The sequence below is a fragment of the Catenulispora subtropica genome, assembly GCF_039531675.1.
GTDB classification, from domain to species: Bacteria; Actinomycetota; Actinomycetes; order Streptomycetales; family Catenulisporaceae; genus Catenulispora; species Catenulispora subtropica.
In genome coordinates this window covers 186,255-203,410 of the sequence record NZ_BAAAQM010000003.1, presented here as the reverse complement: position 1 = coordinate 203,410, position 17,156 = coordinate 186,255, and the positions used below count along the sequence as shown (strand labels likewise).

The 17,156-nt window shown below is 70.8% G+C and carries 16 protein-coding genes; 6 read left to right on the top strand and 10 right to left on the bottom strand.

Annotated elements, in window-relative coordinates:
* Positions 1–8: 8 nt before the first annotated feature.
* From pdxS to ABD466_RS04610, 3 genes are all read right to left on the bottom strand, one after another.
* Positions 9–935, bottom strand: coding sequence for a pyridoxal 5'-phosphate synthase lyase subunit PdxS (gene pdxS / locus ABD466_RS04620; protein ID WP_344655650.1), 927 nt, complete (start codon positions 933–935; stop codon positions 9–11).
* A gap of 207 nt (positions 936–1,142) precedes the next feature.
* Positions 1,143–1,685 carry a LemA family protein gene (locus tag ABD466_RS04615; protein WP_344655649.1) on the bottom strand — a complete coding sequence of 181 codons (543 nt, stop codon included), beginning with the start codon at positions 1,683–1,685 and terminating at the stop codon, positions 1,143–1,145.
* Positions 1,686–1,786: 101 nt separating this feature from the next.
* The gene (locus tag ABD466_RS04610) at positions 1,787–2,302 is read right to left on the bottom strand and encodes a CGNR zinc finger domain-containing protein (RefSeq protein WP_344655648.1); all 516 of its coding nucleotides are present in this window, start codon (positions 2,300–2,302) and stop codon (positions 1,787–1,789) included.
* Between the two features lie 37 nt (positions 2,303–2,339).
* Between ABD466_RS04610 and ABD466_RS04605 the strand changes: the two genes are divergently transcribed.
* A complete protein-coding gene (locus tag ABD466_RS04605; protein WP_344655647.1) occupies positions 2,340–2,963 on the top strand; it encodes a hypothetical protein in 624 nt (207 codons plus the stop codon).
* A 92-nt stretch (positions 2,964–3,055) separates the two neighbouring features.
* Here ABD466_RS04605 and ABD466_RS04600 read toward each other — a convergent pair whose 3' ends face one another.
* The 5 genes from ABD466_RS04600 to leuA all read right to left on the bottom strand — a co-directional run bounded on the left by ABD466_RS04600 (position 3,056) and on the right by leuA (position 8,599).
* A complete protein-coding gene (locus ABD466_RS04600; RefSeq protein WP_344655646.1) occupies positions 3,056–3,904 on the bottom strand; it encodes an LLM class flavin-dependent oxidoreductase in 849 nt (282 codons plus the stop codon).
* Between the two features lie 161 nt (positions 3,905–4,065).
* Positions 4,066–5,241 (bottom strand): glycosyltransferase family 4 protein, encoded by a 1,176-nt coding sequence (locus ABD466_RS04595; RefSeq protein ID WP_344655645.1) that lies wholly within the window; start codon positions 5,239–5,241, stop codon positions 4,066–4,068.
* Entirely contained in the window at positions 5,238–6,188 is a 951-nt protein-coding gene (locus ABD466_RS04590) for a phosphatidylinositol mannoside acyltransferase (RefSeq protein WP_344655644.1), read from the bottom strand. Before ABD466_RS04590 ends, ABD466_RS04595 begins: the two co-directional genes overlap by 4 nt.
* Positions 6,185–6,802 (bottom strand): phosphatidylinositol phosphate synthase, encoded by a 618-nt coding sequence (gene pgsA / locus ABD466_RS04585; protein WP_344655643.1) that lies wholly within the window; start codon positions 6,800–6,802, stop codon positions 6,185–6,187. Before pgsA ends, ABD466_RS04590 begins: the two co-directional genes overlap by 4 nt.
* A gap of 105 nt (positions 6,803–6,907) precedes the next feature.
* On the bottom strand, positions 6,908–8,599 hold the full coding sequence (gene leuA, locus ABD466_RS04580) for a 2-isopropylmalate synthase (protein WP_344655750.1): 1,692 nt from the start codon (positions 8,597–8,599) through the stop codon (positions 6,908–6,910).
* Between the two features lie 119 nt (positions 8,600–8,718).
* Between leuA and ABD466_RS04575 the strand changes: the two genes are divergently transcribed.
* The 4 genes from ABD466_RS04575 to ABD466_RS04560 all read left to right on the top strand — a co-directional run bounded on the left by ABD466_RS04575 (position 8,719) and on the right by ABD466_RS04560 (position 13,321).
* Entirely contained in the window at positions 8,719–9,399 is a 681-nt protein-coding gene (locus ABD466_RS04575; protein WP_344655642.1) for a FadR/GntR family transcriptional regulator, read from the top strand.
* A 251-nt stretch (positions 9,400–9,650) separates the two neighbouring features.
* On the top strand, positions 9,651–11,840 hold the full coding sequence (locus ABD466_RS04570; protein ID WP_344655641.1) for an elongation factor G-like protein EF-G2: 2,190 nt from the start codon (positions 9,651–9,653) through the stop codon (positions 11,838–11,840).
* 152 nt (positions 11,841–11,992) lie between these two features.
* Complete coding sequence (locus tag ABD466_RS04565; protein ID WP_344655640.1) at positions 11,993–12,622, top strand: class I SAM-dependent methyltransferase; 630 nt, start codon at positions 11,993–11,995, stop codon at positions 12,620–12,622.
* A gap of 30 nt (positions 12,623–12,652) precedes the next feature.
* Positions 12,653–13,321 carry a hypothetical protein gene (locus ABD466_RS04560; RefSeq protein ID WP_344655639.1) on the top strand — a complete coding sequence of 223 codons (669 nt, stop codon included), beginning with the start codon at positions 12,653–12,655 and terminating at the stop codon, positions 13,319–13,321.
* A 14-nt stretch (positions 13,322–13,335) separates the two neighbouring features.
* On the opposite strand, the gene ABD466_RS04555 is transcribed toward ABD466_RS04560, so the two are convergent.
* Both ABD466_RS04555 and ABD466_RS04550 read right to left on the bottom strand, forming a co-directional pair.
* Entirely contained in the window at positions 13,336–13,743 is a 408-nt protein-coding gene (locus tag ABD466_RS04555; RefSeq protein ID WP_344655638.1) for a thiol-disulfide oxidoreductase DCC family protein, read from the bottom strand.
* 173 nt (positions 13,744–13,916) lie between these two features.
* Positions 13,917–14,492 carry an HIT family protein gene (locus tag ABD466_RS04550; RefSeq protein ID WP_344655637.1) on the bottom strand — a complete coding sequence of 192 codons (576 nt, stop codon included), beginning with the start codon at positions 14,490–14,492 and terminating at the stop codon, positions 13,917–13,919.
* Positions 14,493–14,592: 100 nt separating this feature from the next.
* Between ABD466_RS04550 and ABD466_RS04545 the strand changes: the two genes are divergently transcribed.
* Entirely contained in the window at positions 14,593–17,133 is a 2,541-nt protein-coding gene (locus ABD466_RS04545; protein WP_344655636.1) for a DEAD/DEAH box helicase, read from the top strand.
* The last annotated feature ends 23 nt before the right edge of the window (positions 17,134–17,156 follow it).

Below are 17,156 nucleotides of genomic sequence, written 5' to 3'. Positions count from 1 at the left end.
CCGGCGCCTTACCAGCCGCGGGACGCATAGCGCTGCTCGGCCGGCAGGGTGTCGAGGTTGATCCCCACGATCGCCTCGCCGAGGTTGCGGGAGACCTTGGCGATCAGGTCCGCGTCGTCGAAGTGGGTGGTGGCCTCGACGATCGCCTTGGCGCGCTTCTCCGGGTCGCCGGACTTGAAGATGCCGGAGCCGACGAACACGCCCTCGGCGCCGAGCTGCATCATCATCGCGGCATCGGCCGGGGTGGCGATGCCGCCGGCGGTGAACAGCACGACCGGCAGCTTGCCGGTGGTCGCGATCTCCTTGACCAGTTCGTAGGGCGCCTGGTGGTTCTTGGCGGCCAGGAACAGCTCGGACTCGTCCAGCGTGGTGAGCTTGCGGATGTCCGCGCGCAGCTGGCGCATGTGCCGGGTGGCCTCGACGACGTTGCCGGTGCCGGCCTCGCCCTTGGAGCGGATCATCGCCGCGCCCTCGGCGATCCGGCGCAGCGCCTCGCCGAGGTTGGTCGCGCCGCAGACGAAGGGGACGGTGAACGCCCACTTGTCGATGTGGTGCGTCTCGTCGGCCGGGGTCAGCACCTCGGACTCGTCGATGTAGTCCACCCCGAGCGCCTGCAGCACCTGGGCCTCGACGAAGTGGCCGATCCGGGCCTTGGCCATGACCGGGATGGAAACCGCCTCGATGATCCCGTCGATCATGTCCGGGTCGCTCATCCGCGCCACGCCGCCGTCCTTGCGGATGTCGGCGGGGACCCGCTCCAGCGCCATGACCGCCACCGCGCCGGCGTCCTCGGCGATCTTCGCCTGCTCGGCGTTGACGACGTCCATGATCACGCCGCCCTTGAGCATCTCGGCCATGCCGCGCTTGACCCGGGCGGTACCGATCTGCGGCTGCTCAAAAGCCTGCGCCTGCGCGCTGTTCTCGTTCGCGGACACGGGTGACCTCACAAGGGAAGGGTTTGTCGGATGAGCGGACTGCTCCCGAGGCACCATCCTAGAGGGCGCGCAAGTGTGATCCACCTGACAATGTGGCCAGGTCAGCGGGTAGGAGTGGACGATGAGGCGACTTGCGCCTGATGGGGTCCGTCAGAACCGCAGCTCTGTGACGGTCCTTACACTTACCGCGGTCGCCACACTGTACCGCTACCCGGCGGCCACACCCCGCAGGCCCACGGGTTCCTCGTCGTCCATCTCGAACGTCTGCGGGAACGGCGCGTGCCCGGCGAGCCGGAACCACCGCACCAGCCGCTGCCGCCGCAGCACCCACGTGACCCGCACGGCGTCGTTGTAGAAGTGCCGCGCCAGCTGCACCCGCCGCCACGACGAGTCCAACTCGGTCAGCAGCGCCCCGCCCCCGGGCCGCTCCTTGAGCGCGAGACTCTCCTTCGGATCCTCGAAGACGTCCCGCAGCACCCGCGTCAGATTGGTCTCCGCCAGGTCCCGCGACTCCGCCGCCGCCTCCCGCGCCGTGTGCGCGGCGTCATCGAGCAGGATCGACGCCGCCGGATCCAGCAGCCGCGACGCCGCCAGGTCCAACGACACCGAAGCCCGCCGCACCAGCTGCGCGTCCAACGCGGCCCACGCCGCATCGCGCCGCGTGTGCAGCCGGTCGAGCCGGTTGGCGGTCCAGCTGAGGTAGACGCCGATGAGGACGACGACCGCGGCGGCGTAGACGAGGATGGACATGGTTGGTGAGCCTAGTGGGCCCGCGGGGGTCAAGGCGGCGGGCTGTCAGCGGGCGGGCGGCGGCGGCTTCGAGTGGACCAGCCCGCAGGCAGTCTGACCACTCACTCCTTCGCCGCTCGCGCCCGATACGCCGCCACCGTCGTCCGGCTCGCGCAGGCGTTGGAGCAGAACCGCCGGGTGCGGTTGCGGGACTGGTCGACGAAGTAGTTGCCGCAGCCCGCGGCGGCGCAGCGGCCGAGGGTCACGGACGGGTCGCCGGCGGTCACCAGGGCAAGTTTGGCCGCGATGAGCTGGCCGGCCCAGCGGCGGGGTTCGGTGCCGTTGCGGCTGAAGTGGATGTGCCAGCCGCCGAGGCCGTCGTGGTCGGAGAGGTGCATCTCCGGTGGGTAGTCGCGCAGGAGCCGGTGGACGGCCTCGGGGGGTTCGCCGTCGACCAGCTGGGCCAGTGCGGCGCCCACCAGGTCGGGCAGGTCGCCGTAGGAGCCGTCCGGGGGCGGCGTGACCTCGTGTTCTTCGAAGAAGGCGCCGACCAGGTCGCCCGAGGGGTCGAGGGTGCCGGTGTTGGCCAGCTCGACCGCCAGGCGGATCACGTTCCCTATGTAGTCACCGTATTGCACTTGACCGCCTACATCGCCGCTTCCTACTGTAGGTCCCATGGTAGCTGACAACACCTACATAGCCCGGCGGTTGCAGCAGCTCGGGGAGTGGGACGCCGCGCTGGACGCGCTGGGACCGGACGCCGACCCCGAAGTGCGGGCCGACATAGCCGTGGAACGCTGGTTCTTCCGGATGGAGGGGCACGACGACGCGGAGAAGGCCGTCGCCGCGGTGGATCAGGACTCGCCGATCGCCCATCTGCTGAACGCGCGCATGGCCTACAGCCGGTTGCTCTTCCGGCGCGACCCCCGCCCCGACGACCGCGAGGTCTCCGAGGCCTCCTACCGGGCCGCCGCCGCGGCCGCGCGGAGCGAGACGGAGCGCGGGTGGATCGAATTCCACTGGGCCGTGTTGCACGACAACATCGACGACGACTTCGCCACCGCCGCCCCGCTCTACGACTCAGCCCTCGCCATCGCGCTCGCCACCGGCGACGGCCTCCTGGAGTCCATCGTCATCCGGCACACGGCGCAGCGTGAGGAGGACGCCGACAAGCGGATCGGGATGTTCCGCCGCTCGCTGCACCTGCGTGGCGCCGCCGGCATCCGGCCGCAGGTCCTGGCGGCCCAGGCCGCACTGGCCTACACCTCCCCGAGGACGACCCCGAGCGCGCAGACCTGATGAAGATCTTCCGCGCCGGGGCCGAGGAACTGCGGATCGGCTGGCTCCTGGCGGATGACGAGGACTGAGCCGAGCGCTGGTCAGAACATTGGTCAGAGGGCGTCGGCGAGCCGCTCGACCTGCTCCGGATCACGTCCGTAGCAGTAGAGCATCACCTCGTCGACGCCGAGGTCCTCGTACTGCCTGACGGTCTGCCGGATCCGCTCTCCGCTGGTGAGCATTCCGGCGACCATCTGGTCCGCCCGGCCTCCGGTGAACCGGTAGTAGTCCCCCATCGCCGTCCGCGCGTCGTCGACGACGTCGTCCGGGCCGAGCGCCGCGTTGGCCTGCGCGACGATCCGCGGCTCGCCGGTACGCCCGGCCTCAGCCCAGGACCCGCGCACCGTCTCGATCAGCCCACCGGCCCACGACGGCGGCGCGGCGGCCAGGAACCCGTCCCCGAACCGGGCGACGCGGGCCAGCGCGGCGGGCTGGAACGCGCCGAACAGCACCTCGGGGCCGCCAGGCCGGTGCGGTGCCGGGCCGACCGGGCCCGCCGTCCCGCTCCAGTCCTCGCCGGCCCAGATCCGCCGCATGACGGCCATCTGCTCGTCCAGGCGGCGGCCCCGCGTCCGCAGGTCGACGCCGGCGACCTCGTGGTCGTCCTCCCGGCCGCCGACGCCCAGCCCCAGCACGAACCGCCCGCCGCTGATCCGGTCGAGCGTCGCCGCCTGCTTCGCCAGCAGTGCGGGCTCGCGCAGCGGCGCCAGCAGCACCTCGGTCTGCACCCGGATGCGGCTGGTGGCGCCCGCGACGGCGGCCAGGGCGACGAGGGGTTCGGGGTTGTCGTAGACGAGCCGGTCCAGCAGGCCGAGGGTGCTGAACGGTCCGGCGTCCGCACGCCGGGCCCAGTCGAGCAGCACGGCGGGGTCGCTGACGGGCAGGCCGATTCCGACCTTCATGGGATACCTCCAAAAGGGCGCGACACATGACGGTGCCGCCCCCTCCGGGACCTCGGCCTGATCCGAGGCGCAGGGCTCCCTTTCTGCGGCGTTCATCTTCGGGAGCTCCCGTACGGAGTGCCGTCAGCTTACAAAGCGCCCGGGTTCCCGATCAACCGGGATCAGGGTTCGAACGGCTCCCCCGCCGCCAGTGCCTCGATGTTCTGCGCGGGCGCCGCCGCCAGCGGGTCGGTGGTCACCATCTCGTAGACCGCGAGCAGGTCGGCGGCCACCACGGACCAGTCGTACCGGCGCACCGCCAGCGACGCGGCCTCGGCCAGCCGTGCCCGCTCCACCGGGTTCTCCAGCAGCTCGATCGCGTCCTCGGCCAGCGCGTGCGCGTCCCCGGTCGGGAACAGCCGGCCGACCTGGCCGCCCTCCAGCACCAGCCCGAACGCGTCCAGGTCGCTGGCCAGCACCGGCGCGCCCGCGGACATCGCCTCGACCAGGATGATGCCGAAGCTCTCGCCGCCGAGGTTGGGCGCCACGTACACGTCCACGCTGGACAGCAGCCGCGCCTTGTCCTCGTCGGAGAGCCGGCCCAGGAACTCCACCTGACCGCGCACGTTCTCCGGCAGGAACGCCGCCGCCTCCTCGATGTCCCCGCCGCCGAGCACCAGCAGCCGCACGCCGGGCCGGGCCGCCGCGATCTCCGGGAACGCCTCCAGCAGCGTGGCCAGCCCCTTGCGGGACTCGTTGATGCGCCCGATGAACGCCAGCGTTCCACCCGCACCGGGCTGGGTCTGCCACTCCGGCTTGGGCTCGGCCCGCTCGTAGAACTCGACATCGACGCCGTTCGGGATCACCACGGCGTCGCCTCCGAGGTGCTCCACCAGCGTGCGCCGCGCGTACTCGGACACCGCGATGCGGGCGCTGATCTTCTCCAGCGTCGGCTGCAGGATCGGGTAAGCGACGGTCATCGCCCGCGAGCGCGGGTTGGCGGTGTGGAAGGTGGCCACTATCGGTCCGGAGCTGACCCAGCAGGCCAGTATCGACAGGCTCGGCGAGCTGGGCTCGTGGACGTGCAGCACGTCGAACTCGCCGTCGTGCAGCCAGCGCCGCACCCGCGCGGCGGACAGGAACCCGAAGTTCACCCGCGCCACCGAGCCGTTGTACGGCACCGGCACGGCGCGCCCGGCGTGCGTGACGTACGGCGGCAGCGCGGCCTCGTCGTCGGCCGGCGCCAGCACCGACACCTCGTGCCCCAGCCGGATCAGGTGCTCGGCCAGGTCGCGGACGTGGTTCTGCACGCCGCCGGGGATGTCCCACGCGTAGGGGCAGACCACCCCGATCTTCACGACGCCTCCACGGTGTCGGCCGGCCTCGGCTTCGGCGCCTTCGCCGGATCCAGGTCGGCGAGGAAGAACTTCTGCAGCATGTGCCAGTCCGTCGGGTGCGCCGCGATGCCGGCCGCGTAGGCGTCGGCGAGCTGCTGGCTCATCGCGGCGATCTTCTGCTGCCGCGTGCCCTCGGCCGGGACCGGGATCTCCGGCAGCACCCTTATCGACATCTTCGCGGAGGACGGGTACCAGAGCTGGACAGGCAGCAGCACCGCGCCGGTCTGCACCGCCAGCGCCGCCGGGCCGGCCGCGATCCGCGTCGCCTCACCGAACATCTGGACCTCCGCACCGTTGGCGCTCAGGTCCCGGTCGGCCACCAGGGCGACGATCTTGCCGGCCCGCAACCGCCGCGCGAGCGTGCCGAAGACCGTGGGGCCGGCGTCGTGCGGCAGCACCTCCATGCCCAGGCCCCGCCGGTAGTCGAGGAACTTCTCGCCCACCGCCTCCGGCTTGAGGTGCTCGGCGACCGTGGTGAAGCCCTCGCCGGTGAAGTTTATGAGCCACATGCCCGCGTGGTCGTAGTTCCCGGTGTGGCCCAGGGCCAGGATCGTCCCGCGCCCGGAGGCCATGGCCGCCTTGAGGATCTCTATGTCGTCGGCGGGGAAGTCGACGCTGTCGGTGACCCGCTCGCGGCTCCACACCGGGGCGCGGAACTGCTCGCAGTACTGGCGCAGCGCCGAACGCATGGCCAGGTGCGAGGCCTCGCGCAGCTCCTTCTCGGGCGTGTCCTTGCCGAGCACCCGCAGCAGGTTCTTCTCCAGCTGCCGCACCTGGCCGGTACGCCGGGCCCAGAGCCGGTCGGCGATGAAGTCGAAGAGCCGGTACGCCGCGCGTTCCGGCAACAGCTTCACGGCGGACCAGGCCGCCCCGTACCCCCACTCGACGACCCGGTCCTTCGTGCTCACTCGGCCGCCTCCCCCTTCAGCAGGACCCCGCGGACCATCCAGACCCGCTGCACCAGCGTGACGAACGATCCGATGGCGATCGCCCACAGCGTGATCGCCTGGATGTACGGTACGCCGAGCCCGTCGAGCCCGGTGGCGACCAGCGCGCCGACCACCCGCTCGCCGCGCTCGACGATGCCGACGTTCTTCTTCACCCCGAGGCCCTCGGCCCGGGCCCGCGCGTAGGACACGACGGACCCCAGCGCCATGCAGACCATGCAGACCACGAACAGCACCGGCTGGTCCCCGCCGCGCGCGAACCAGTACGCCAGGCCGCCGAAGATCGCGGCGTCGCCGAGCCGGTCCAGGGTGGAGTCCCAGAACGCCCCGAACTTGTCGGTGCGCTTCAGCTCCCGGGCCATGATCCCGTCGACCAGGTCGGAGAACACGAACGCGGTGATGACCAGCGTGCCGACGAAGAACGACCCGCGCGGGAAGAAGCACAACGCGCCGGCGATCACGCCCAGCGTGCCGACCAGCGTCACCGCGTCCGGGCTGATCTTCAGCTTCAGGAAGAACAGCGCGGGACCTCTGAAGATGGCGGTGAAGAAGGCTCGCGCGTAGCGGTTGAGCATGACCGTCCTGACGAAGGCGTTTGGGCGTGGGGTCGGTGGGGCAGGTGGTTCAGCGGCCAGCCGACCGCGAGGCCATCATAGGGGGCTGCCCCGGAACCGCCGGATTCACCGCTGGTTCACGGCCGACATCGCCGCCCGCACCGTCGCGGTCAGCACCGAGGTGTCCAGGCCGACGCCCCACACCTCACGGCCCTCGACGCGACAGCGGAGGTAGCAGACGGCGGCGCTGTCGACGCCTGCTTTCAGCGCCTGCTGGGTGTAATCCAGGACCTCGATCCGGATCCCCGCCTCGGCCAGTGCGGCGGTCAGCGCGGACAGCGGCCCGTTCCCCGAGCCGGCGACGCGGACGTCGGAGCCGTCGGTCCGGTTCAGGACCACCGTGGCATGGTGCTCGCCGGGCGCGGTCTCCTCGAAACCGGACTCGGCCAGGGTCCAGGCGCCGTCCTCCCCCGGCGCCAGATAGGTCGCCCGGAACAGCTCCCACAGATCCTTCGGCTCCATCTCGCGGCCGTGCTCGTCGGTGGCGCGCTGCACGACCTTCGAGAAAACCGGCTGGAAGTCCTTCGGCAAGTCGACCCCGTAGTGGGTGCGCAGCAGATAGGCCATCCCGCCCTTGCCGGACTGGCTGTTGACCCGGATCACGCCCTCGTAGCTGCGCCCGACGTCCGCCGGGTCGATCGGCAGGTAGGGCACGTCCCAGGGCGCCGCCGACGCCGCGACGCCCAGCTCGGCGGCCCGGGCCTCGTGGTGCGCCATCCCCTTGCTGATGGCGTCCTGATGCGTCCCGGAGAAGGCCGTGTAGACCAACTCGCCGCCGTAGGGGTGGCGGGGGTGGACCTCGATGCGGTTGCACTCCTCGACCACGGACTTGACGGCGTCGATGTCCGAGAAGTCGACCATCGGGTCGACGCCCTGCGCGTGCAGGTTCAGCGCCAGCGTGACCAGGTCGACGTTGCCGGTCCGTTCACCGTTGCCGAACAGACAGCCCTCGACACGCTGCGCCCCGGCCAGGACCGCCAGCTCCGCGCACGCCACGCCGGTGCCGCGGTCGTTGTGCGGATGGACGGACAAGATGACGTGCTCGCGGCGGGCCAGGTTGCGGCTCATGTACTCGATCTGGTCGGCGTAGACGTTCGGCGTCGCGACCTCGACGGTGGCCGGCAGGTTGTGCACCACCGGCCGGTCGGCGCAGGCGTCCCAGATCTCGGTGACGCGGTCGCAGACCTCGAGCACGTAGTCGGGCTCGGTCAGGTTGAACACCTCGGGCGAGAACTCGAACCGCATCCGGCCCGCCCCGCCCGCCCGGCGCCCGGCCAGCTTGGCGACCAGCTCGGCGGCGTCCTCGACCAGGGCCTCGACCTCGGCCCGGCTGCCGCGCAGCACCAGGTCCCGCCAGGCGGGCGCGGTCGCGGTGTACAGGTGCACCAGGACGTTCGGCAAGCCCACCACGGACTCGAAGGTGCGCTCGATCAGCTCGGGGCGGGCCGGCGTGAACACCGAGACGGTGACGTCCTCGGGGATGTCGTCGCGAGCGGCCAGCGAGCGCACGAAGTCGAAATCGGTCTGGCTCGCCGAGGGATAGGCGACCTCGATCTCCTTGTACCCCATCCGGATGAACAGGTCGAACATCTTCGTCTTGCGCGCGGTGTCCATGGGCTCGGCCAGCGCCTGGTTGCCGTCGCGCAGGTCCACCGGCACCCACAGCGGTGCGGCCTCGAAGCGGTTGCCGGGCCACGTCCGCCCGGTCAGCGGCACGTCCACGCGCTCGAACACGCTCCGGTAGCGGTGGGAGGGCATCGGGCTGGGCTGTTGGGGGTTCCAGAACGGCGTCATGGCGGCACCGTAGCACAACTCCTCAGACAAGCTGAGCACCTGAGTTGCTGAGCGGTGGCCTCGGAGTGGTAGAACTGGGAACCGTGACGCTCCGATCGATCCAGCCCAGCCCGCTGGTGGAACAGGCCGCCCAGCAGCTGCGCGAACAGATCACCGGCGGCGCGTGGCCGGTCGGCACCAAGCTGCCCGGCGAGACGACGCTGGCCGCCGGCCTGGGCGTGGGCCGTTCCACGGTGCGCGAGGCGATCCGCGCCCTGGCCGGCGAGGGGCTGCTCCAGCCGCGGCAGGGCGCCGGGGTGTTCGTGCTGGCCACCGAGGCCAGGGCCGACTTCGGCGACCACCTGCGCAAGGCCGCGATCGCCGACGTCTACGAGGTCCGGATGATGATCGAGACCCGGGCCGCGCGGCTGGCCGCCGAACGCCGCACCCCCGCGGACGTCGCCGCGCTGGAGACCGCCCTGGACCGCCGGACCCGGGCCGCGCGCCGCTCCGACGCGGAGTTCATCGACGCCGACATCGCCCTGCACACCGCGGTGGTCGCCGCGGCCGGCAACCCGGTGCTCACCGCATTGTTCGAACAGTTCGCCCCGGCGTTGCGGGCCGGCCTGACCGAACTGGTCCGCACCACGGGCCGAGCGGACGAGAACCTCGGGCACGCCGCGCACGCGGCCCTGGTGGCGGCGGTCTCCGAGGGGAACCCGGACCGGGCCGAGACCCTGGTCTCCGAAGAGATCGCCGCGACCACGCTGCGCCGCCTGGCGTGAGCCCCACTCGTCCCCCGGACGGGCTCCTCCGGATCCTGGGGCGAGGGATGCGTGGGGGCCCAGTGGACTACGCCCCCTTGTCCTGACTCGCATATAGGAGTTGGCTGCAAGGAACGGCCGGGTAACGAATTCTGTACAGCCGGTACATCGATCCGTCGCCCCGGTGTCGTGACCGGGTCTGAAAAGATCAGCTCCGGCTCGGCTCGTGAACAACGGCAGAGCCGCCCTGACAAGGAAAAGGAGCACGCTCGATGGCGGACAAATCAGGCGGACAGGGCGGCCACGCCGGGGCCGCCGGCAGGGTAGCCGCGCCCTCCCGGCCCGAGCAGATCAGGAACGTGGTGCTGGTCGGGCACACCGGCGCCGGCAAGACCACGCTGGTGGAGTCGCTGCTGGCGGCCACCGGCACGGTGAACCGGCCCGGCCGGGTCGAGGAGGGCACCACCGTCACCGACTTCGACGAGGTCGAGCAGCGGCAGCAGCGCTCGGTGGCGCTGGCGCTGGCCCCGGTGGAGTTCGACGGGATCAAGGTCAACCTGCTGGACGCCCCCGGCTACGCCGACTTCGTCGGCGACCTGCGGGCCGGGCTGCGCGCCGCGGACGCCGCGCTGTTCGTGGTCTCCGCCGCCGACGGCGTCGACGGCTCGACCCGCCTGCTGTGGGAGGAGTGCGCGGCGGTCGGGATGCCGCGCGCCGTGGTGGTCACCAAGCTGGACTCGGCGCGCGCCGACTTCGACGAGATGGTGGCCATCTGCCAGCGGGTGTTCGGCGACGGCGTGCAGCCGCTGTACCTGCCGCTGCTGGACGACGAGGAGCACGTGGGCGGCGTCATCGGCCTGCTGTCGCAGAAGATCTACGACTACTCCGAAGGCGACCGCGCCGAGCGGGACGCCGAGGAGGCGCACGTCGAGGGCATCGAGGAGGCGCGCAACGCGCTGATCGAGGGGATCATCGCCGAGAGCGAGGACGAGACCCTCATGGACCGCTACCTGGGCGGCGAGGACCTCGACATCGACGTGCTGATCGAGGACCTGGAGAAGGCGGTGGCCCGCGGGTCGTTCTACCCGGTGCTGCCGTACTCGGCGATCGTCGCGGGGGCCGTCGCCGTCCCGCCGGCCCTGGGCTCGATCGAGCTGCTGGAGCTGATGACGAAGGCCTTCCCGTCGCCGCTGGAGCACGAGGTGCCGCCGGTGACGTCCCCGGAGGGCAAGCCGAAGGGACCGCTGACCTGCGACCCGGCCGGGCCGCTGGTGGCCGAGGTGGTCAAGACGACGACGGACCCCTACGTGGGCCGGATCAGCGTCGTGCGGGTGTTCTCCGGCACGCTGCGCCCGGACCTGCCGGTGCACGTCTCCGGCCACGGTCAGGAGGCCCGCGGGCACGCCGACCACGACGTCGACGAGCGGGTCGGCGCGCTGTCCAGCCCGCTGGGCAAGACCCAGCGCGGGATCGACGCCGGGATCGCCGGGGACATCGTCGCGGTGGCGAAGCTGCTGCACGCCGAGAGCGGCGACACGCTGTCCGGCAAGGACGACCCGATGCTGATCGAGCAGTGGCTGATGCCGGACCCGCTGCTGCCGGTGGCGATCCGCGCCCACGCCAAGAGCGACGAGGACAAGCTGGCGCAGTCGCTGTCCCGGCTGGTCGCCGAGGACGCCACGCTGCGGCTGGAGATGAACCCGGAGACCCGGCAGCTGGTGCTGTGGTGCATGGGCGAGGCCCACATGGACCTGGTGCTGGACCGGCTCAAGAACAAGTTCGGCGTGGCGGTGGACACCGTCCCGCACCGGATCTCGCTGCGCGAGACGTTCGGTGCCGCGGCCAAGGGCCACGGGCGGCACGTGAAGCAGTCCGGCGGCCACGGCCAGTACGCCATCTGCGACATCGAGGTCGAGCCGCTCCCGGCCGGCAGCGGCTTCGAGTTCGTGGACAAGGTGGTCGGCGGCGCGGTGCCGCGGAACTTCATCCCGTCGGTGGAGAAGGGCGTGCGGGCGCAGATGGAGCGCGGCGTCATCGCCGGCTACCCGGTGATCGACCTGCGGGTGACGCTGTACGACGGCAAGGCCCACTCGGTGGACTCCAGCGACATGGCGTTCCAGACGGCCGGCGCGCTGGCCCTGAAGGACGCCGCGGCCAAGACCAGCGTCCTGTTGCTGGAGCCGGTGGACAGCCTGGAGATCCAGGTGGCCGACGAGTACGTCGGCGCGATCATGGGCGACCTGTCGGCGCGGCGCGGCCGGGTGTCCGGGTCGGAGCCGTCCGACAACGGACGGACCCTGATCCGCGCGGACGCGCCGGAGGTGGAGATCGGGCGCTACGCGATCGAGCTGCGGTCGCTGTCGCACGGCACGGGGACGTTCACGCGGACGTACCTGGGGCACGAGCCGATGCCCCCGCAGCTGGCGACGAAGATCAAGGCGGAGGCCGAACAGGAGGACTGAGGGTCCTGAGCTCCTCCGGGGGCCTCTGAAGGGCTCGGCGTCGCGGCGGCGGCCGACTGAGGGGCCCGGCGCCGGGGCGGCGCCCGACGGAGGCCGCCCCCCGCCGCGCGTCTGCCCGCCCGCAGGGCTCGTCCGTCTGGGAAGATCGCGCTGTGAGCACCGAATACTGGAACGAGTCCGGACCCTCCAAGACGTTCGGGAATCCGCTGGAGCTCTCCTGGCTGGAGCCGTTGGGCTCGGAGGCGGCCGTCCTCGACTACGGCTGCGGCTACGGGCGCCTGGTCGGCGAACTGCGCGCGGCGGGCTTCGCCGACGTCGAAGGCGTCGACATCTCGGCGGCGCTGATCGAGCGGGCCCGGCGCGAACACCCCGGGGCCCGGTTCACCGTCCTCGCCGAACCGCCGCGCCTGGACCGGGACGACGCCTCCGTGGACGCGGTCCTGCTGTTCGCGGTGCTCACCTGCATCCCGGACGACGAGGCCCAGCGCGGCGTGCTCGACGAGATCCGGCGGGTGCTCAAACCCGGCGGGCTGCTCTACCTCAGCGACTACTGCCTGCAGGACGACGAGCGCAACGTGGCGCGCTACCGTGAGCACGAGACCCGGTTCGGGGTGCACGGCGTGTTCGAGACCAGCGACGGCGCGGTGTGCCGGCACCACGAGCGGGAGTGGCTGCGCGGGTTGCTGTCAGGATTCGAAGTGCTGCGGGAGCGGGACGTCCCGGTGACGACGATGAACGGGAATCCCGCCGTCGCGACGCAGTTCCTGGCGCGGCGCGACTGACGGATCCAAGGATCCGCGGGGGAGGATCGCATGGCCCGGATACCGAAAGCGCAAGAGCTGCTGGTAGGGATGGCCGCCCTGCCGGCGTCAGTGATGGGGAACGCGCTCCTGCGCCTCACGAGACCCGGTTCCGGGCCTCGCCTGTACGGGCTGGCAGACACCGCGCCGGCCGGAGGGCCGCTGAGCGTCGACTCCTTCAGCGCCGACGGCCTGCGGACGCTCACGGCGGTGGCGCTGGCCTACGGCGACTCGGTGGACGTGACCGGGCCGCTGGTGGTGGTGCACACCGAGCTGCGTCCGGAGCGGCGGCCCGACGCCGAAGCGGTGGTGCGGATGACGGCGGCCACGCTCGCGCGGCGGGACCAGCTGCTGGCCGAGGGGAAGTACCTGGAACTGGACGACACCGATCCCCAGGAGGTCCTCGACCACGGCCAGTGGTCCGAAGCGGGGGTGGAGGTCGTCGTCGACGGCGGCGCCCCTCGGCACGAGGCGGTGTCGGTGGTCCACCCGCGCGGCGACGAGGCCGACCGGACGGGGTTCTGGGCGTTCAGCACCCCGGCCGAGCAGGCGCGCGTGATCGTCGCGGGGCGTCATCCATGTCCCGAGCAGGTGCTCCTGGCCAGGGTGACCGACCTGGAGCCCTACTTCTCCGGGAACCGGTCCCGGGCACTCCGCTTGGTGAAACTGGCATTCAGTTGAGCCGGACGGACCGGCTACGCGCCGATGCCGCTCTCGCGGGCCGCCGGCGGTAGCGCGCACGCGGCGGTGCCTCCCGGCATCTTCTGCCGGTTGTCGGCGATGAGGCGGTAGACGCCGGCCGCGAGCCAGCGCAGCGGCGGGGTGCGCAGCAGCCATCCGGCGACCGCGTAGACGCCGCCCGCGGAAATCAAAAGGCGCGCAACAGCTTGCGCGCCTCCGTGGATCCGGCCTGAGCGGTCGACCCACAACACTTCGTGGGAGGCCCGCTCCTCCGTTGTCCCGTACAACGCGAGATCCGCGAACTGGTAGGCGGTCACCTCGGCGTCGATGGGGAGGCGCTTGAAGACGTTGACCGAGCGCGTGCAGAACCCGCAGTCGCCGTCGAAGATCAGCACCGGCTTGTCAAACCTGGACTCACGCATTGACCCTCCGTTTGCAGATGCCTGAGTCGGACTGCCCCCTAGTAATGCACAACAAGGCAAGGACCCAACTTCATCCCGCCCCCACCAGGTCGTACGCGGGCTGCCCTCTAGCACCAGGGTAAAGCACGCACAAACTTTCGCTAACCTGGGGCGGCTTTGTCAACGACCGAGTATCACTCGGGCCACGCGTCGGCCAGCAGCTTCCGCGTCTCGCCCAGCAACTGCGGCAACACCTTCGTATGCCCCACCACCGGCATGAAGTTGGTGTCCCCGCCCCATCTCGGCACCACGTGTTGATGCAGGTGCGCGGCGATCCCCGCCCCGGCGACATCCCCCTGGTTCATCCCGATGTTGAACCCCTGCGCCCCCGCGGCCGCCCGCACCGCCACCATCGCCCGCTTGGTGAACTCCGCCAGCTCAGCCGTCTCGGGCAGCGTCAGGTCGGTGTAGTCCGCGACATGCCGATACGGCACCACCATCAGATGGCCGCCGTTGTACGGATACAGGTTCAGCACCGCGTACACGAGCTCCCCGCGAGCGATGACCAGCCCCTCCTCATCCGACATCGCCGGAATCAGACAGAACGGATCCTGCCCGGCATCCGGCCCGGTCGGCTTGTTCTCCCCCTTGATGTACGCCATCCGATGCGGCGTCCACAGCCGGCGGAAGCCGTCCGGATCCCCCACGCCGCGCTGTTCGTGCAGCTCTGCCGGGGTGTTCGGGACGTCGGGCGAATCCGGCATGGTCATGAAATGACAGCTTAGGCGGTGCCCCTTTCGGGACGGAACAGCGCCTGGTCGACATCACCAGCGCAGGCCGCGGCCGGGACCGCATAAAGTTGAGCGCATTATGGCCACCCTCACCGATCGCCTCCCCACCGCCGACGACCCCGACGCCCTCTTCGACGCCTTCAGCGAGTGGGCCGGGGAGCAGGGGATCACCCTCTATCCGGCGCAGCAGGAAGCGCTGATCGAGGTGGTGAGCGGGTCCAACCTGATCCTGTCCACGCCCACCGGCAGCGGGAAGTCGCTGGTGGCGGCCGGTGCGCACTTCGCGGCGCTGGCGCGGTACCGCGAGGATCCGAAGCAGCGGACGTTCTACACCGCGCCGATCAAGGCGCTGGTGAGTGAGAAGTTCTTCGCGCTGTGTGCGATGTTCGGGGCCGACAAGGTGGGGATGCTGACCGGGGACGCGAGTGTGAACCCGAACGCGCCGATCATCTGCTGTACCGCCGAGGTGCTGGCCAACCACGCTCTGCGGGAGGGGGTGGCGGCGGACATCGGGCAGGTGGTGATGGACGAGTTCCACTTCTACGCCGAACCGGACCGGGGGTGGGCGTGGCAGGTGCCGATCCTGGAGCTGCCGAACGCGCAGTTCATCCTGATGTCCGCGACGCTGGGCGACGTCAGCCGCTTCGAGAAGGACCTGACCCGGCGGACGGGCCGGGCGACCGCGGTGGTCTCGTCCGGACAGCGCCCCGTGCCGCTCTACTACTCCTACCGCGAGACGCCGCTGCACGAGACGCTTGAGGAGCTCCTTCAGACCAATCAGGCGCCCATCTACGTCGTGCACTTCACCCAGGCCGCGGCCATCGAGCGGGCGCAGGCGCTGATGAGCGTCAACGTCTGCACCAAGGAGGAGAAGGCCGCGATCGCCGACATGATCGGCAACTTCCGCTTCACCGCGGGCTTCGGCAAGACCCTCTCCCGCCTGGTCCGGCACGGCATCGGCGTGCACCACGCGGGCATGCTACCGAAGTACCGCCGGCTGGTGGAGCTGCTGGCGCAGGCCGGGCTGCTGAAGGTGATCTGCGGCACCGACACCCTCGGCGTCGGCATCAACGTGCCGATCCGCACCGTGCTGTTCACCGGCCTGACCAAGTACGACGGCGTGAAGACCCGCCAGCTCAAGGCCCGGGAGTTCCACCAGATCGCCGGGCGCGCCGGCCGCGCCGGGTTCGACAACGCCGGCTACGTCGTCGCGCAGGCCCCCGAGCACGAGGTCGAGAACGCCAAGCGCGTCAACAAGGCCGGCGGGGACAAGAAGAAGCTCTCCCGCGTGGTCCGGGTCAAGGCCCCCGAGGGCTTCGTGTCCTGGGGCAAGCCCAGCTTCGACCGCCTCATCGCGGCCGAGCCCGAGCCCCTGACCTCCAGCTTCCAGGTCAGCCACGCCATGCTGCTGAACGTCATCAGCCGCCCCGGCGACGCCTTCGACGCCATGCGCCACCTGCTGGAGGACAACCACGAGGACCGGAAGTCCCAGCTCAAGCTGATCCGCAAGGCCATCGCGATCTACCGCGCCCTGCTGGCCGCCGGCATCGTCGAGCGCCTGGACGAGCCGGACGAGCAGGGCCGCGTGGTCCGTCTCACGCGCGACCTGCAGTTCGACTTCGCCCTGAACCAGCCGCTGTCCCCGTTCGCCCTGGCCACGCTGGAGCTCCTGGAGCCGGACTCCCCCACCTACGCCCTCGACGCCCTCTCCGTCATCGAGTCCACCCTCGACAACCCCCGCCAGGTGCTCTCCGCCCAGCAGAACAAGGCCCGCGGCGAAGCTGTCGCGCAGATGAAGGCCGACGGCATCGAGTACGAGGAGCGCATGGAGCTCCTGGAGAAGGTCACCTACCCGAAGCCTCTGGAAGAGCTCCTCTACGCCGCTTACGACGTCTACAAGCGCAGCTCTCCCTGGGTCGCCGACTACGAGGTCGCCCCGAAGTCGGTCGCGCGGGACATGTTCGAGCGCGCCATGACCTTCGCGGAGTACGTGAGTCTCTACACCCTCCCCCGCTCCGAAGGCCTTCTGCTCCGCTACCTCGCCGACGCCTACAAGGCGCTGAAGCACACCATGCCCGAGGAGATGCGCAACGACGAGGTCAACGACCTCATCGAGTGGCTCGGCGAGCTGGTCCGCCAGGTCGACTCCTCCCTGCTGGACGAGTGGGAGGAGCTGGTCAACCCCGGCGAAGAGGCCCCCGCCATCACCCCCCACAACTTCGACGAGCGTCCGCCGCCGGTCACCGCCAACGCCCGCGCCTTCCGCGTCATGGTCCGCAACGAGCTCTTCCACCGCGTCGAGCTGTTCGCCCTGAAGAAGTACGACGCCCTCGGCGAGCTCGACTCCGCCGCCGGCTTCGACGCCGAGCGCTGGTACTACGCGATCGAGGACTACTTCGAGGCCCACGACGACCTCGGCACCGGCCCCGACGCCCGCGGGCCCAAGCTCCTGATCATCGACGAGAAGCCGGAGGGCCGCCCCGGCACCTGGCTGGTCCGTCAGATCTTCGACGACCCCGAGGACGACCACGACTGGGGCATCACCGCCGAGGTGGACCTGGCCGCCAGCGACGAGGCCGGCACCGCCGTGGTGACCGTCACCGAGGTCGGCCAGCTCTGATCCGGGATCGTTCGACATTCTGG

What these genes read in the sequence shown, in the direction of transcription:
- ABD466_RS04570 (WP_344655641.1), top strand. Translation starts at nt 9,651, where the DNA reads ATGGCGGACAAATCAGGCGGACAGGGCGGCCACGCCGGGGCCGCCGGC.
- ABD466_RS04550 (WP_344655637.1), bottom strand. Translation starts at nt 14,492, where the DNA reads ATGACCATGCCGGATTCGCCCGACGTCCCGAACACCCCGGCAGAGCTG.
- leuA (WP_344655750.1), bottom strand. Translation starts at nt 8,599, where the DNA reads ATGCCCTCCCACCGCTACCGGAGCGTGTTCGAGCGCGTGGACGTGCCG.
- ABD466_RS04615 (WP_344655649.1), bottom strand. Translation starts at nt 1,685, where the DNA reads ATGTCCATCCTCGTCTACGCCGCCGCGGTCGTCGTCCTCATCGGCGTC.
- ABD466_RS04545 (WP_344655636.1), top strand. Translation starts at nt 14,593, where the DNA reads ATGGCCACCCTCACCGATCGCCTCCCCACCGCCGACGACCCCGACGCC.
- ABD466_RS04600 (WP_344655646.1), bottom strand. Translation starts at nt 3,904, where the DNA reads ATGAAGGTCGGAATCGGCCTGCCCGTCAGCGACCCCGCCGTGCTGCTC.
- ABD466_RS04605 (WP_344655647.1), top strand. Translation starts at nt 2,340, where the DNA reads ATGGTAGCTGACAACACCTACATAGCCCGGCGGTTGCAGCAGCTCGGG.
- pgsA (WP_344655643.1), bottom strand. Translation starts at nt 6,802, where the DNA reads ATGCTCAACCGCTACGCGCGAGCCTTCTTCACCGCCATCTTCAGAGGT.
- ABD466_RS04560 (WP_344655639.1), top strand. Translation starts at nt 12,653, where the DNA reads ATGGCCCGGATACCGAAAGCGCAAGAGCTGCTGGTAGGGATGGCCGCC.
- ABD466_RS04555 (WP_344655638.1), bottom strand. Translation starts at nt 13,743, where the DNA reads ATGCGTGAGTCCAGGTTTGACAAGCCGGTGCTGATCTTCGACGGCGAC.